Origin of the sequence: Mycobacterium vicinigordonae (assembly GCF_013466425.1) — a bacterium.
Classification (GTDB): Bacteria; Actinomycetota; Actinomycetes; order Mycobacteriales; family Mycobacteriaceae; genus Mycobacterium; species Mycobacterium vicinigordonae.
This window is the reverse complement of the sequence record NZ_CP059165.1, coordinates 611928-628636: the sequence shown is the minus strand read 5'-3', so window position 1 is coordinate 628636 and position 16709 is coordinate 611928. Positions and strand designations below refer to the sequence as shown.

Sequence of the window (16709 nt, the reverse complement as noted above, 5' to 3'; positions counted from 1 at the left end):
GACTAAGTGCCTATTCCGTCCTGGCCGTCGTGACCGTCGGCGCCGCCGGGTCCGCCGGTGCCACCCTTACCGCCGGTTCCGCCGACACCGTTACCGGTCGAGGTGCTGCCGTTGCCGCCGTTGCCACCGTTGCCACCGGACGACCCGGAATTCAGGCCGTTGCCGCCGCCACCGCCCGTTCCGCCGTTGGCCACTCCGGCCCCGTAGTTGTAGGCATCGCCACCAACTCCGCCGGCGCCACCTCCGGCGGTGCCCGTACCGCCATGTCCGCCGGTACCACCCGTCGCATGTCCGGAACTGCCGCCGAAGCCAAACTGGAAGGCCGTTCCGCCCGAGCCGCCGTTGCCGCCGAACCCGTTGCTACCGTGCCCGCCGGCTCCGCCGTTACCAGCGGTAGCCGTGGCGTTCCCATTGACAACCGACGCGATGCCACCTGTCCCACCGTTGCCGCCGGTCGCACCGTCACCACCGGCCCCACCGGTAGCGCCGACCGGGTTCACCTGCGACGCCGCGTTTTGCACGTACGAGCCACCGCCCTCGCCGCCGTTGCCGCCAGCGCCAGTGACACCATTGCCGCCCGCGCCACCGGCCGCGCCGGCGACTGCCCCCGTTCCGAAGTTGTTTCCGGACCCGCCAGCGCCACCGTTGCCGCCAGTATCCGCGGACCCGCCGCCGCCACCGGCCCCTCCGGTAGCCGACGCCATGGAATTGGTGTTGCGCACAGTCCCGCTACCACCGTCACCGCCGAGCCCGCCCTGGCCGCCAGGGCTGGTCGCGCCTGCCCCGCCGTCCCCACCAACACCACCGGCCGCGGCCCCGAATCCGAAGTTTGTGGCATCGCCTGCGTGTCCACCGTCGCCACCGGTGACCCCCGCGCCACCGGCCCCGCCGTTGCCGCCGGTGGCGGTCCCGGTGGAGGCGACGTTGTCGATCTCGGCGTTGGCGCCGGCCCCGCCGTGCCCACCAACACCCGTGCTGCCCGTCCCGCCAGCACCCCCATTGCCACCGGTCACAGCGCCGACGCCGTTCGACGACACCTGCCCACCGTCGCCGCCGTTGCCACCTACAGCGCCGGCCCCACCGTGGCCGCCGGCCCCACTCACAGCCGCACCCGCAGAAGCAGTGTTGTTGATCTGGGCGGTGCCACCGGCACCACCGTTACCACCGGTCCCCACACCACCCATGCCACCGGCGCCACCGATCCCGCCGTTCGCATCGCCCAATCCGTAGTTCGATGCACCACCCCCGCTGCCGCCGTCCCCGCCGCCATGCGCGCCGTCACCACCGTGCCCGCCGAGACCGCCCGCCGCCGCCCCCGGCGAGGTGACGCCGTCGACCACCCCCGCTCCGCCGTTACCGCCGGCCCCGCCGAGCGCCGTGGCGCTGCCACCACCGGCACCTCCGTTGCCACCGATGGCATCCCCGGAGGCCTTCTGGTCCGCGCCGCCGCCGTTGCCGCCAATGCCACCGGACCCGCTGCTTCCATACCCCCCGGTTCCGCCCTCACCACCAGTAGCCGTGGCGTTGCCCAGCGTGACTACGGCGTCGCCGCCTGCACCGCCATTGCCGCCGATCGTCCCGTTACCACCGGCCCCGCCGGTAGCACCGACCGCGTTCACTGTGGAGGCAACGTTTGAGGTAAGCGTGCTACCACCTTGGCCCCCTTTACCACCAGCGAAGACATTGCCAAAGCCGCCATCTCCGCCGACCCCGCCGGCGACTGCCCCCGTTCCGAAGTTGTTTCCGGACCCGCCAGCGCCACCGTTGCCGCCGGTGTCTCCCGATCCGCCGCCGCCACCGGCGCCACCGACAGCCTTCGCCGTCGAACCAGAATTCGAGATGCTGCCGTCGCCTCCGCTGCCGCCGTTGCCGCCGTTGCCGGTCGTACCGTTCCCGCCGGCCCCACCGACACCGCCCACCGCGGCGCCCAGGCCCTTGTTAGTGCCGGCACCGGCGTTTCCACCGTCGCCGCCGCCACTGGCACCCGCGCCACCGGCCCCACCGTTGCCGCCGGTGGCGGTCCCGGTGGAGGCGACGTTGTCGATCTCGGCGTTGGCGCCGGCCCCGCCGTGCCCACCAACACCCGTGCTGCCCGTCCCGCCGGCACCCCCATTGCCACCGGTCACAGCGCCGACACCGTTCGACGACACCTGCCCACCGTCGCCGCCGTTGCCACCTACAGCGCCGGCCCCACCGTGGCCGCCGGCCCCACTCACAGCCGCACCCGCAGAAGCCCCGTTGTTGATCAGGGCGGTGCCACCAGCACCACCGTTACCACCGGTACCCACACCACCGCTACCACCGTCGCCGCCGGCACCACCCGTGGTATTACCCAACCCGAAGTGGAACGCCTGACCCCCAGCGCCGCCGGCCCCGCCGCCAGTCGCGCCGTCACCACCGTGCCCGCCGACCCCGCCCGTCGCCGCACCCAGCGAAGTGACGCCGTCGATCTGCGCCGCTCCACCGATGCCGCCGGCCCCGCCGACGCCGGTGGCACTGCCACCACCAGCACCTCCGTTTCCGCCGATCGCACCTCCGGTCGCTTCCTGGTACGCCACGCCGCCGTAGCCACCCACACCACCGGCCCCGCTGTTGCCGTAACCCCCGGCACCGCCCACACCACCGGTGGCCGTGCCACTACCCAGGTAGACAACGGAGGTGCCACCGCCACCGCCGTTGCCACCGGTAGCCCCGTTACCACCGGCCCCGCCCGCAGCGCCGACCGGATTCACCGTCGAAGCCGCGTTTGAGACAAACGTGCCCCCACCGTCCCCGCCGTTACCACCCGCGCCGCTGACACCGTCGCCCCCGTTACCACCGACGCCACCCGTCACGCTGCCCGTCCCGGCGTTGTACGCATAGCCGCCCACACCGCCGTCACCACCGGTGTCTCCGGCCCCACCGGCCCCACCGGCTCCAGCGACGGCCGCCGCCACGGAATTCGCATTAAAGATGCTGCCGACACCACCCAGGCCGCCATGGCCTCCGGTACCGGACTGGCTGGCCCCGCCCGCCCCACCGACACCGCCCACCGCGGCACCCAGGCCCTTGTTAGTGCCGGCACCGGCGTTTCCACCGTCGCCGCCGCCACTGGCACCCGCGCCACCGGCCCCACCGTTGCCGCCGGTGGCCGTCGCCGTGGAGGCAACGTCGTCGATCTCGGCATTGGCGCCGGCCCCGCCGTGCCCACCAACACCCGTGCTGCCCGTCCCGCCAGCACCCCCATTGCCACCGGTGACAGCACCGCCACCGTGCGACGACACCTGCCCACCGTCGCCGCCATTGCCACCTACAGCGCCCGCCCCACCGTGGCCCCCGGCCCCACTCACAGCCGCACCCGCAGAAGCCCCGTTGTTGATCTGGGCGGTGCCACCAGCACCACCGTTACCACCGGTACCCACACCACCGCTACCACCGTCGCCGCCGGCACCACCCGTGGTATTACCCAACCCGAAGTGGAACGCCTGACCCCCAGCGCCGCCGGCCCCGCCGCCAGTCGCGCCGTCACCACCGTGCCCGCCGACCCCGCCCGTCGCCGCACCCAGCGAAGTGACGCCGTCGACTACCCCCCCTCCGCCGATACCGCCGGCCCCGCCGACGCCGGTGGCACTGCCACCACCAGCACCTCCGTTTCCGCCGATCGCGCTTCCGGTCGCTTCCTGGTACGCCACGCCGCCGTAGCCACCCACACCACCGGCCCCGCTGTTGCCGTAACCCCCGGCACCGCCCACACCGCCGGTGGCCGTGCCACTGCTCAGAATGACTACGGCGGTGCCACCACCACCGCCGTTACCACCGGTAGCCCCATTACCACCGGCCCCGCCCGCAGCGCCGACCGGATTCACCGTCGAAGCCGCGTTTGCGACGAACACGGCCCCACCGTCCCCGCCGTTACCACCCGCGCCGCTGACACCGTCGCCCCCGTCAGCGCCGACGCCACCCGTCACGCTGCCCGTCCCGGCGTTGTACGCATAGCCGCCCACACCGCCGTCACCACCGGTGTCTCCGGCCCCGCCGGCCCCACCGGCTCGACCGACGGCCGCCGCCACGGAATTCGCATTGAAGATGTTGCCGACACCGCCCAGGCCGCCATTGCCTCCTTTGCCGGTCGAACCGTTCCCGCCGGCCCCACCGACACCGCCCACCGCGGCGCCCAGGCCCTTGTTAGTGCCGGCACCGGCGTTTCCACCGTCGCCGCCGGTGACCCCCGAGCCACCGGCCCCGCCGTTGCCGCCGGTGGCAGTCCCGGTGGAGGCAACGTTGTCGATCTCGGCATTGGCGCCGGCCCCGCCGTGCCCACCAACACCCGTGCTGCCCGTCCCGCCGGCACCCCCATTGCCACCGGTCACAGCGCCGACACCGTTCGACGACACCTGCCCACCGTCGCCGCCGTTGCCACCTACAGCGCCCGCCCCACCGTGGCCCCCGGCCCCACTCACAGCCGCACCCGCAGAAGCCCCGTTGTTGATCAGGGCGGTGCCACCAGCACCACCGTTACCACCGGTACCCACACCACCCATGCCACCGGTGCCACCGGCACCACCCGTGGCATTACCCAACCCGTAGTTGTACGCAGCACCCCCAACGCCGCCCGCACCGCCGCCATTCGCGCCGTTACCGCCCCCACCGCCGGTCCCTCCGATAGCCAATGACGAGCTGCTGCCCTGAACAACTGAGGCAACACCGCCGTCGCCACCTTGACCACCGGTAGCACCGTCACCACCCGTACCACCAGTGCCGCCCCGCGCGGTGGCCGTCGACGCACTGTTTTGGGTATAGGCGCCACCGCCCGCGCCCCCATGGCCACCGACGCCGGTGCCGCTCGCCCCGCCAGCCCCGCCGTTCCCGCCGGTAGCGGCCCCGGTGCCATAGGTGTAGCCGTTGCCCGCGTCACCGCCGTCACCGCCGCCGTTAGAACCGAAGCCACCGGCCCCGCCCATCCCGCCGGCAGCGTCGCCGCTCCCATAGTTGTAGCCACTGCCACCGCCGCCGCCGTGACCCCCCACCACGCCCGTGCCCCCGTCGCCCCCCGCTCCACCGAGGGCGCCGTAGGCTCCGCTATCGCGGCCGAAACCGCCTCTGCCACCGGTTCCATCGGAGCTGTTACCACCATTGCCGCCCCTACCGCCGGCCCCGTACAAACCGCCATGTCCTCCGTTGCCACCATTCCCGGTGGTCAGCGCATCGCCGCTATACCCGTCACCGCCCCTACCGCCGTCGCCACCAGGGGTGATCACTCCCGCCGCGCCCGCACCCCCGTCGCTGGCCCCCGCACCACCGGCGGCACCTCCCGCCCCACCGGCACCCACCTTGCCGGGATCCCCGCCCATCCCACCGTCACCACCGTCGGGAGACAACGCCGTGCCGGCCGCGCCCGCACCCCCCATGCCACCGGCTCCCGAATTTCCGCCCTGTCCACCGCTGCCCCCGTCACCATTGGCTCCCGCGTGCCCGAACCACCCCGACGCCCCCCCGACACCGCCCGCACCACCCTTGCCACCAACCGCCCCGTCACCACCGGTGCCACCCGCTCCCCCCACACCGCCATCGACGCCAACCACCCCCGCCGCACCCGCAGTACCCACGCCTCCTGCACCGCCCACACCCCCGACGCCGCCGACCCCGCCAGCACCGCCGTTGCCCCACAACAACCCGCCGCGGCCGCCATTACCTCCCACGCCGCCCACGCCGCCGGCAGTACCGGCCAACCCGGTCAAGCCCGGAGTCCCAGCCACGCCCACGCCCCCGGCACCTCCGGCACCCCCGTTGCCGATCAACCCCGCATTTCCGCCATTGCCACCGGCCTTACCCGCGGCCCCGGAGCCACCGTTTCCGCCATTGCCCCATAAAAGCCCGCCATCACCGCCGTTTTGCCCAGTTCCCGGCGCCCCATTAGCCCCATTGCCGATCAGCTGGCGCCCCACCAATATCTCCGTGGGCGCGTTCAACACCCCAAGCACGCCGTCCTGGATAGCCTGCAGCGGATTTACACTGGCCGCCTCCGCCGCTGCGTAGGCCGCTCCTGACTGCTCCAGCGCCCGCGCAAGCTGCTGGCCAAATGCCTCCACGCGGGCGCTGGCCACCTGAAATTGCTCACCATGACCACCGAACAAGGCGGCAATAGCGGCTGACACCTCGTCCTCGGCAGCCGGGACCACCGCCGACGTTGCCGACGCTGCGGCTGCGACCGCATCACGCACCCGCACACCCACCCCGGTTATGTCCCCTACCGCCGACTCCAGCGCTTCCGGCGACACAACCACAAGAGACGACACGCTGAGTTCCCCTTACCGCCGACAGCAGAAATTGGTCGAAAAGGGGATTATGTGGCCGACCCTCTCGATCCAGCTAGAGTCATTTGACCGATTTCGACCGCAACGCGAGCAGACGCCAAGTACCGCCGAGCAGACGCAAAAGCCCCGTGGAGCTTGTGCTCCACGGGGCTTTTGCGTCTGCTCGGCTTAGGTGCCGGTCCATTTCGCGGGGCGCTTCTCCGCGAACGCGATCGCACCCTCCTTGGCGTCGTTGGAGGCGAAGACCGGACCCAGGATCTTGGTCTGCTCGGCGAACATAGAGTCGCGGCTCCAACCGCGAGACTCCACGATGATCTTCTTGCTCGCCGCCACCGCGAGAGGGCCGTTGGCAGCGATCTTCTCGGCCAGCGCGAGCGCGGCGTCCAGCGCTCCGCCCGGCTCGGCCAGCACGTTCACCAGACCCAGCTCATGCGCGCGCTCGGCGGATAGGTTGTCACCGGTCAGCGCCAACTCCATGGCAATCGCGTACGGGATACGCTCGGGCAGCCGCAGCAATCCCCCGCCGCCGGCCACCAGGCCGCGCTTGACCTCCGGGATCCCGAACGCCGAATCCTTTGCCGCCACAATCAAATCCGTGGCCAACGCGAGCTCGGTGCCACCAGCCAGCGCATAGCCCTCTACCGCGGCAATCAGCGGCTTCTCCGGCGGGCGCTCGGTGAACCCCATGCCACGGCCTTTGACGATGGGTAGCTCGCCGCGGGCGAAGGCCTTGAGGTCCATGCCCGCGCAAAACGAACCACCCGCACCGGTCAGGATGGCCACCGACAGTCCGGCATCGCCGTCGAGCCGGTCCATGGCGTCGGCCAGCCCGTGGGACACCGCGGAATTAACGGCATTCTTGGCTTTGGGGCGGTTGATGGTAATGACCAGGATCCGGTCGCGCTGTTCGACCAGGACTTCGGATTCAGCAGCTTCGTCGCTCACAAAGCGAGATGGTAACGGTCACGCCGCGTGACGAACCGACCGGTGGGTGTAAACCTGGGCGGGGCCAGGCCGTCGTCAAGCTTGGGGCATCGCCTCGGCGACCACCGTCAGCTCCTCGGAAAGCCCTGCCGCCCTGCGTATCTCGACAAAATCCGTGATCATCGCCGCGGTAACCTCGTGCGGGTCGTCGAGCGTCGCACCATCGGCCAGCACCGAGATGTTGAGCTGATCGACGTAACTCCACACGGTGATGTTCAAACCACTGCCCGCGGTCAGCGGCCCAACCGAATAAATCTCGGTGACCAGCGCGCCCCCCACCCGTCCACGCTCGCGGGGACCCGGAACATTGGAGATGTTCAGGTTGAGCACCTTGTTCTGCCCATCCCGGCTCGACAGCCACCGGAACATGGCCTGGGTAGCAGTCGGCGGCCAGTACGCCGCCCAGCGGCTGATCAGTTCCGGCCCCAGCAACTGGTGGCTCTCCTTGGCCGAGACCGCGTTGTCGTGCGCGGCCTGCACCCGGCGCAGCGGGTCGTCGACATCGGTCGGAATCGCGACCATCATCCCGCTGAAGTGATTGCCGGAGATCCGTTCCGGGGAGAAGTCGTACGCCACCGGCACCGACGCCAGCAGCGGCTCAGCCTTGCCGTCGTAACGCAACAGCAAGCTACGCAGTGCGCCGCTGGAGATCGCTAGGACCATGTCGTTGATCGTCACCCCGAGCTTCTTGCTCGTCTCCTTCACATCGGCCAGCGCCAGCGTCGCGGTGGCGAACCTGCGTTCCGGGGTCAGCAAGTGGTTCATGAACGACGGCGGCGGGTCGACCGGCCGGGTGAGTTCCGGCGACAGCTTGCGCGAGCTGCGTCGCACCCGGCGGATACCCTGCGCGGTGTAGGCGACGGTTCCCGGGATGCGCCTGATGTGCCGCAAATGGTCGACAAATGCCGTGCTCATCAGCTCCCGTTTGGTAGGCGCTGGATCGGGTTGGTACGAGTCGGACTGCGGCGTCGGCATCAGATCCATGCCGTGGGCCATCAGATTCGCCGACGCAACGCCGTCAGCCAGAGCGTGATGGATCTTGAGCACCACCGCGATCCGGTCGTTGGCCAGACCCTCGACGAAATACATCTCCCATAGCGGGTGGGCACGATCCAGCGGAGTGCCGGCGATCTCCCCGATCGCCGCGTCGAGTTCGCGGCGCCCACCCGGCGCCGGCAACCGCCACGGCCGCACGTGGTACTCGAAGTCGACCTCGCAGTTCTCTCGCCACATGGGGTGGTGGAACTTGTACGGCACGTCGATCAGCTGGTAGCCGAGCGGGACCAGCTTGTCCATCCGGCCCGCAATGACCTGGCGGAATGCGTCGATGGTGAAGTTGCGACTGCCCGCGTCGAGTTCGATGACGGCGACCTTGATGGTGTGCATGTGCACGTTCGGCGTTTCGCTGTACAGCAACACCGCATCCCAGCCGGTGAGCCGTTTCACCGCAGTCCCCTACCCATAGCGCGACCCTACAATCGGCCCGCCCTCAGATAACCTCTTTGGCGAACTGCGTCCGGGTGCGGTGCACCTGATTGAGGAACAGGGCGGTGGCGTGGGCCATCGCGCCGGCCCGGGGGCCGTCGGTCATATCGAAGCCGTGACCGGCACCGGGCAGCTCCACATAGTTGACCAGCGACGTCGACACCGACCGCAGCCGCTCGACGAAGCTCCGCGCCTGCGCCACCGGGATCACGTTGTCCCTGCTGCCGTGAATCACCAAGAACGGCGGCGCATTTCGGTGCACGCGCGCAATCGGCGAAGCGGCGCGGAACACGTCGGGATTGCGGGCGATCGAACGCTGGACCACCACCCGCTCGAGGAACTGGACGAACCGTTCACGCTCAGGCGTGGAGCGGTCCTCCCAGCAGTAGCGGCCGTAGATGCCGACCACCGCGTCCACCGAACTGTCGGCGCCCTCGGGCAGTTTCGCCTGGTAATTCGGGTCGTCGTCGGTGAGGCCGGCCAGCGCGGCCAGGTGACCGCCGGCTGAGCATCCCGCGACCGCGACGAAACTGCGGTCGCCGCCGAACTTGTCGACATTGGCGCGCGCCCAGGCGATGGCGGTCTTGACGTCGGTGATGTGGCGGGGCCAGCGGTTGTGCGGCGACACCCGGTAGTTGATTGCCAGGCACACCCAGCCCTGCTCGGCGAGCCGCGACATCAGGGCGGTGCCCTGCATGGCCGTACTGCCGTGCACCCAGGCGCCGCCCGGCACGAAGATCAGCACCGGCGCTGGTTCGGCAGGCAGATCCTTGCGCCGCCACACGTCCAGCGTCTGGGCGGGGTTGTCGCCGTAGTGCACGCCGCGGCGGTGCAGGTACTTGCTGCGTCGCAGCGCCTCCCAGAACGGCGGCCTACGGTCGGCGGCCGGCCACTGCTGCTCCAGTTCCTCGGGCGAGACGGTCCCGCGCAGGGCGGCGACCGAGACGTCGTTAGTGCTCTCCCGTTCGCGGCGCCGCACCTCGGCGCTGCCGGGGGCGAGCCGGCCCTTGGCGGTGGCGGACATCAGTTCGGGTGCGAAGCGCATGCCCCACACGCTCATCGCGGTGACGGTGCCCAGGGGTTCGAGATGCTTTCCGATCACCGGTAGCGACGCCCCCGCACGACTGAGTGCCAGCAGGTAGTCCGCGGGCCCCGCCCGCAACATCCACTTGGCGCAGGATTTGGACTGTCCAGTCGCCGCCATGGAGGGGAGCGTACCCCTACCGGCCGGTAATAACCCAGCAATTCTCGGGTTTGCGAGCAGTCGGCACGAAAGCCCGTGTCGACGAGCTTGCTTCACGGGTTAATTTACCTAATCACGGTCATTCTTATATTTGCCAGCGATGCCGTCGAACGGCTCCCTGTTCATCGGGCCGCCTCGCAGTACGGACAACACAATGACGACGACCTCCGTTACGTTCCGCATAAATTAGCCAAACCTGTTGCGGTGCAACAATACCGGTCTATCAGAACCGCCATCTGCGCGACAGGCGGCCTACGAAATCTGCTGTTGAACAACAGAATTCGTCCAAGTGCCGGTCGGCGGAACACCCGTCTGATAGCTGCCGGTCGGCGACTTGGATACTGGTCCCATGACAGGCACCGCAGACTTCCACCCAGATCTGCGCCATATTGCGCGATTTGCCCCGGCTCGGCTGGCCAGCCCCCGCACGTTGCCGCTAATGCGCGCCCTGATGGGGCTGCGCACCCGGCTGGGCCGGACACCCAAAGGCGTCGAGGTACTGACCCTGCCGTCCGGTGCGGGCGCGCGGCTATACCGCCCCCTCAACGCCGCCGAGCCGGGCCCAGCACTGCTGTGGATCCACGGCGGCGGCTACGTGCTGGGCTCAGCGCAACAGGACGACCAGCTGTGCCTGGGGTTCAGCAGGCGGCTGGGCATCACCGTGGCATCAGTCGAGTACCGGCTAGCCCCCGAGCACCCTTATCCCGCGCCGCTCGAGGACTGCTATGCCGTGCTGCAGTGGATGGCCGCACTCCCCGCGGTGGACCGCGACCGGGTAGCCATCGGCGGGGCCAGTGCAGGCGGCGGCCTGGCGGCAGCGCTGGCGCTGCTGGCCCGCGACCGTGGCGAGATCACGCCCGCCTTTCAGCTGCTGGTCTACCCGATGCTCGACGACCGCAGCGCCGCAGCGCCGGCCAATCCGAATTTCCGGTTGTGGGACCCGGTAGCCAACCGCTTCGGCTGGACCTCGTATCTGGGCAGCGCCGACCCAGCGGTCGCGGTCCCGGCGCGGCGCGGCGATCTGAGCGGGTTGCCGCCGGCCTGGATCGGCGTCGGAACTCACGACCTGTTCCACGACGAGGACATCGAATACGCACGGCGGCTCACCGAAGCCGGCGTACCCTGCCAACTCCAAACAATTCCTGGCGCATTTCACGGCTTCGACCTGGTGGCCCCGAAAGTCGGCATCTCACAACAGTTCTTCGCGATGCAGTGCGATGCCTTGCGGCCCGCTCTGACGAATCACATTGCGAAATAGACGATTTCACCCCTGATCAGGGTAGCCGCCACCAGTGTGGCATCCAACTCGGACAGCACTACGGCGGGCGGTTCGGCGAGCACGCACAGATCGCCTGGCTCCCCGATCTCGACCGTGCGCGGCCGGTCCGGCCGATCTGGCCAGCCCAAAAACATCGTCAAAGCCGTTCGCCCCGACACACATTCGCCCGCGTTCAGGACAGCGCCGCTGCGCGTGGCTCGCGAAACGGCCGCCCGCATCGCCGTCCATGGGTCGCCGTTCCCGAATGGCATGTCCGTCGAGAACGCAACCGGGATCTTCGCATCCACCAGCGACGCGACCCGCCACAACTGATCATGCTCATGCGCGGGGACGTCCGTCAGGTACTGATCACCGCGCTCGGCAACGAAATTGGGCTGTGTCACCACGGTGACACCCAAATCGGCCAAATCCGCGATGGTGTCGTCGGGGACGACGGCGGCGTGTTCGATCCGATCGAATGGGTGGCTGCCGGCCATGCGCAACGCCGCGATGGTCACGACGAGTTGGGCCGCTGTCACGCAGTGCACGGCGACCGGCTGGCCCAGCGCGTGCCGCTCACCGATCCACTGCGCCAGCGCATCCAGATCCAGACCATCGTCATGCAGGATCCGCTTACCGGGCGACAATAGCCGGATGCCAGGCCGGAACTCTCCGCTGCGGTGCGCCATCATCAGCGAGATCAGTTCTGCGGCATCAACATCCGGAGTGGCGTCGGTGACACCGGTGACGCCTGTTGCGGTGATGCGCCGACTCAGCTCGGCCAGATCAGTTTCGCGCTGCTGCAGCACCTGCGACCACGGGTCGGCGCTGCGCAGGCGGCCATCGGGATGCGCGGCAAGCCCGACCCGCCCCAGCGCGGCGGAATTGAGCATCCACAGCACCCCGCTGCGGTGCTGAATGCGCACTGGAATGTTGGCCAACACGGCGTCCAGGGTGGCCCGGTTTAGCTCTCCGGCGACCGACTCGTGGTAACCGACGGCGCGGATCCAGCCGTCCGGGCCTGGCACGGCCGTCGACAATGCGTGCGCCAACTGTTCTTTGGTGTGTACCGCCGGCGGGCCGACCGACAGTGAATCCAGCGCCGCGGCCGCCGAACGCAGGTGCACGTGGTGGTCGTGCAGCCCGGGCAGCACCGTTCCCCCGCCAGCGTCCAGTACACCTTCCCCGCGCCGTGGTGATAGGCCCCGCCCTACCTCCTCGACTCGCGCGCCGACCCGGATATCGACATCGGACCCGTCCAGCAATGTGGCCCGCTGGATCAACATGGACAACGCCTTTTCGCGACCAGGTTCCGCACCGCATCGTTATCGGCACCGAGGGCGGCGGCCTTGCCGACGACGGGCGGGGCGGACGGCGCGGGCGCCGGCAGCTCTAGCACCGCCGGCCCGGTGGGTAGCGCGGCATACGTCGCCGCGACGGCAGCCATGCAGACCTCGATCAGCTCACCGCCACCACGCGACAGCGATTCGGTCACCGAGCGGAATACCTCGAGTCCGGTCAACGGGTCGGCGATCGCGTCGCCGCAGAACACCGGACCACGACCAACCAGACCACCGGCCACGGCCGCGTCGTCCCCGAAGGCCGGCCGTCGGGAATCGTGGCCGCGGATGCGCACCCAGATCCGGCCCGCCCGCGAGCGCAGATCGTCGGGCCCCAGGTGGCGTCGCAGCAACCCGTCGGGGCGCGAACTCTCGATCACGATGTCGGCGAGCGTCAGCAGCTCGCGCAGCTCGTCGGCCTGTCGGTCGAAATCCAGGCAGCAGGACAGTTTGCCCGCGTTGATCCAGTCAAAGAAGGCGTGCTCGCCGGCGCGGGTGCCGTCGGGCCGGCGCGGGCTTTCCACCTTGATGACGGTCGCGCCTGCCCGGGCCAGCAGGTACCCGCTCAGCGGACCGGCCCACAACGAGGACAGGTCGGCCACCAACAAACCGGCCGCCGGGCGCGCCGGCGCTGGTGCGCTGATCCGGCGTCGCACCGGTGCTGCCGCGGTGGCCTCGCCCAGGGCGGCCGCGGGGATGTCGAGTAGTTCGGCGCGCTCGACGATCTCGGCCATCGGGAGCCGTTCCGCCCAGCGCCGTAGGACCGGCCACGGATCGTCGGGAACGTCGTCGTCGCATAGCAGCGCCGAGAGCGCAGCCACATCATCGGGGCGTGAGAGGGTGATCGCGCACCAGCCATCGCGGCACTCGAGCAGCCGGGTGGCGCCACCGGCCGATACCCGGCCGCCGCGGGTCAGCCCCAGCAGCCCGGCCCGGCCGGTGAGCAGGGTGGCCGCATCAGGGGCGATCCGCTGGGCCCGTTCGAGCACGCATGCACGAGAGAAATCGGGGGCACCGTCGGGCGGCCCCGTCAGGTAGGCCAACCCGCTTTTCGCCCACGCCCCGGTCCATTCCGCGTTGGCGCGCTGCGACCTCACCCCTCCATGGTTGCGCGCCGTCCAGGCGGGCCGGAAACGGGGCCGATAGTGGGTCCCATCGGCAACCGACCAGGGTACGGCGAGCACCGATGTGCAGAAACTATCTGCATGGTTCATGCGAATTTGACAGAAATTCAGTCTGTTGAGACCAAAAACGGGTTATTGTTCGTATCGGCTTAGCCGAGCAGCATGACCGGGGGACTTGAACCACGACCTCAACGGTCGAGACCTAGGACGGTTCCCGAATGTCTTATCTCCTCGCAGCGCCAGAGGCGCTGACGGTCGCGGCGTCAAATCTGGCTGGCCTGCAGACTGCGCTGGAAACGGCGAACACCGCCGCGGCGTCCTCGACCACCTACCTGGTCGCCGCCGCTCAAGACGAGGTGTCCACGGCCATCGCGGCGCTCTTCGCCGATCACGGCCAGACCTACCAGGCATTAAGCGCCCAAGCTGCGGACTTTCACAGCCGGATAGTCCAGACACTGTCGGCGAGCGCAAACTCCTATGCCCTCGCCGAAGCCGCGGCCGCCTCCCCCCTGCAGCCGTTGCTCGACGTGATCAACTGGCCTACCAATACTCTGTTCGGCCGCCCCCTCATCGGCGATGGCGCCAATGGTGCCGACGGGACCGGTGCAGCCGGCAAACCCGGCGGTTACCTGTATGGAAACGGCGGCAAGGGCGGCTCCGGCGCGGCCGGCCAGGCCGGTGGGGCCGGCGGCTCGGCCGGACTGATCGGCAACGGCGGGGCAGGCGGCATCGGGGGAAACTCCGCGAACGGCTCCGCGGGCGCCGGTGGCGCCGGTGGCAACGGCGGATGGCTGTGGGGCAACGGTGGTGCCGGTGGCGCGGGCGGGGCCAGCACGGGCTCTGGCTATGGCGGCATCGGTGGACTTGGCGGTAGCGCCAGGCTGATCGGCAGCGGTGGAGCCGGCGGGGGCGGCGGATCGAGCGTGAGCGGCGCCGGTGCCGCCGGTGGGGACGGCGGAAGTTCCGGGCTGTTGTGGGGAAATGGTGGTGGCGGCGGCGGTGGCGGTACCGGCGCAGCCGGTGGGAGCGGCGGCGACGGCGGTACCGGATGGCTGCTGGGCACCGCCGGTTCCGGCGGTCAGGGCGGTGACGCCACTGGCGTTGGGGCGGCCGGCGCAGGCGGTGACGGCGGCAACGGATTGTTCTTGGGTAACGCGGGAGCTGGCGGCAACGGCGGCAACGCCACCGGTGCCGGGGCCGGTGGCGCCGGCGGGGTCGGCGGAAACGCGTGGCTGCTGGGCAACGGCGGGCACGGCGGGGCCGGCGGCACCAGCGTGGCCGCCAACGCTGGCGCGGGCGGCGACGGCGGCGCGGCCTGGCTGATCGGCATGGGTGGCGCCGGCGGTGCAGGTGGCAACAGCATGAGCGGCTTTGGCGGCGCCGGCGGGGCAGGCGGCACCGCCGGAGTGCTGCTCGGCAGCGGCGGAGCCGGCGGGGCGGGCGGCAACAGCTTCGGCGGCAACGGCAACGGCGGCGCGGGCGGGTCGGGTGGGACCGCCTGGCTGCTCGGCAACGGCGGTAACGGCGGATCCGGCGGCTCCAGCGTGGGTGGCTACGGCGGCGCCGGAGGAACCGCCGCCAATGCAGGATTCCTGTTCGGTTTGGGCGGATCCGGCGGCGATGGCGGTTCTACTACCTTCGCCACCGGCGCCGCCGGTAGCGGCGGCACCGCCGGGAGTGCCTGGCTCATCGGCCACGGCGGCCACGGCGGCAGCGGCGGCAGCGCCACCGGCGGCGGCGTGACCGGCAACGGCGCGAACGGCGGAAACGGCGGGTTGCTCTACGGCAACGGCGGCTACGGCGGCAGCGGCGGAGCCGGCGTCTCGGGCATCGGAGATGGGATTGGCGGCGGCGGCGGTAATGCCTATCTGCTGGGCAATGGTGGGAACGGCGGTAATGGCGTCATCGGCGGCACGGCCGGCCGTGCGGGTCTGCTGATCGGCAACGGCGGAGACGGCGGCACGGGTCACCCCGGGGCCAACGGCGGCTTGCTGTTCGGCAACGGCGGAAACGGCGGCGACGGCGGCGTCGAACTACCGTCCAACGGCGGTGACGGCGGCAGGGCCTGGCTGCTCGGCAACGGCGGCCACGGCGGCACCGGCAGCAATGGCGTCGCGACAATTGCGGACGGAAACGGCTGGTACGGCGGTAATGGCGGCGACGCCGGACTGCTATTCGGCTTTGGCGGCCACGGCGGGGCCGGTGGCAGCGGCCTTGGTTCCGGTGACGGCGGCGGCGGTGGCGTGGGCGGCGACGCGGGCTGGATTTGGGGTCATGGCGGCGCCGGCGGTAGCGGTGGCAACGGCGGTGCTACCGGCGGTGGCGGTGGGGCCGGCGGGACCGGCGGCAGGGCGGTGCTGCTTGGCAGCGGTGGAGCAGGCGGACACGGGGGGCACGGTGGGCAGGCCGGGTCCAGCTCGGCGGCCGGTGCCGGTGGGCGGGGCGGTAATGCCGGTGCCAGCGGATTCATCTATGGCAATGGCGCGGCGGGCGGCACCGGCGGCGACGGCGGCATTGGCGCGCTTGGTAAGGCCGGCGGGGCCGGCGGGGCAGGCGGCCTCGGCGCGTCGACGCTGCTGCTGGGCAATGGCGGCGCCGGTGGCGCCGGCGGAGCGGGCGGTACCGGGGGCAACGCCGCTGGCGCCGGCGCGGTGGGCGGGCACGGCGGTGCGGCCGGCAATAGTGGATTTATCTTCGGCAGCGGTGGCCAAGGCGGGGCCGGGGGCGCCGGCGGTGAGAACCTCAACACCAACGTCGGCGGACCCGGCGGGGGCGGCGGCACCGGCGGCAACGCGACCTTCATTGGCAATGGCGGGAGCGGCGGTGCGGGCGGCGCCGGGGGTAAGGGTTCGCCGGATGGCGCCGGGGGGACCGGCGGCGGCGGTGGCCGCGGCGGGATCTTCGGCCAACCCGGTGCGACAGGACCTACTGGCTGACACGTAGCTGATCCCGGTACCTCCGGACGCCCATGGCCCACAGGAA

The 16709-nt window shown here is 70.6% G+C and carries 8 protein-coding genes and 1 pseudogene; 3 read left to right on the top strand and 6 right to left on the bottom strand.

Annotation, left to right across the window (positions count from 1 at the left end; genetic code table 11):
* Positions 1-2 precede the first annotated feature (2 nt).
* The 4 genes from H0P51_RS02665 to H0P51_RS02650 all read right to left on the bottom strand — a co-directional run bounded on the left by H0P51_RS02665 (position 3) and on the right by H0P51_RS02650 (position 9966).
* Positions 3-6275, bottom strand: coding sequence for a PE family protein (locus tag H0P51_RS02665; RefSeq protein WP_246398354.1), 6273 nt, complete (start codon positions 6273-6275; stop codon positions 3-5).
* A gap of 186 nt (positions 6276-6461) precedes the next feature.
* Positions 6462-7238, bottom strand: coding sequence for a crotonase/enoyl-CoA hydratase family protein (locus tag H0P51_RS02660; protein WP_180916516.1), 777 nt, complete (start codon positions 7236-7238; stop codon positions 6462-6464).
* A 75-nt stretch (positions 7239-7313) separates the two neighbouring features.
* Positions 7314-8723 (bottom strand): WS/DGAT/MGAT family O-acyltransferase, encoded by a 1410-nt coding sequence (locus H0P51_RS02655; protein WP_180916515.1) that lies wholly within the window; start codon positions 8721-8723, stop codon positions 7314-7316.
* A gap of 43 nt (positions 8724-8766) precedes the next feature.
* Positions 8767-9966 carry an alpha/beta hydrolase gene (locus H0P51_RS02650; RefSeq protein WP_180916514.1) on the bottom strand — a complete coding sequence of 400 codons (1200 nt, stop codon included), beginning with the start codon at positions 9964-9966 and terminating at the stop codon, positions 8767-8769.
* A gap of 388 nt (positions 9967-10354) precedes the next feature.
* Between H0P51_RS02650 and H0P51_RS02645 the strand changes: the two genes are divergently transcribed.
* Positions 10355-11263, top strand: a complete 909-nt coding sequence (locus tag H0P51_RS02645) for an alpha/beta hydrolase (RefSeq protein WP_180916513.1) — start codon at positions 10355-10357, stop codon at positions 11261-11263.
* Here the strand turns inward: H0P51_RS02645 and H0P51_RS02640 are convergent.
* Complete coding sequence (locus tag H0P51_RS02640; RefSeq protein WP_180916512.1) at positions 11248-12549, bottom strand: amidohydrolase family protein; 1302 nt, start codon at positions 12547-12549, stop codon at positions 11248-11250. The two genes, H0P51_RS02645 and H0P51_RS02640, sit on opposite strands and share 16 nt — an antisense overlap.
* Positions 12543-13700, bottom strand: coding sequence for a CoA transferase (locus H0P51_RS02635; RefSeq protein ID WP_246398352.1), 1158 nt, complete (start codon positions 13698-13700; stop codon positions 12543-12545). The genes H0P51_RS02640 and H0P51_RS02635 overlap by 7 nt, the downstream gene beginning before the upstream one ends.
* A gap of 245 nt (positions 13701-13945) precedes the next feature.
* On the opposite strand from H0P51_RS02635, the pseudogene H0P51_RS29165 reads away from it, so the two are divergent.
* Positions 13946-14167 (top strand): annotated as a pseudogene (locus H0P51_RS29165) (PE family protein); the annotation flags it as partial.
* Positions 14168-14170: 3 nt separating this feature from the next.
* Positions 14171-16663, top strand: a complete 2493-nt coding sequence (locus tag H0P51_RS02630) for a PGRS repeat-containing protein (RefSeq protein ID WP_425489005.1) — start codon at positions 14171-14173, stop codon at positions 16661-16663.
* Positions 16664-16709: the final 46 nt, after the last annotated feature.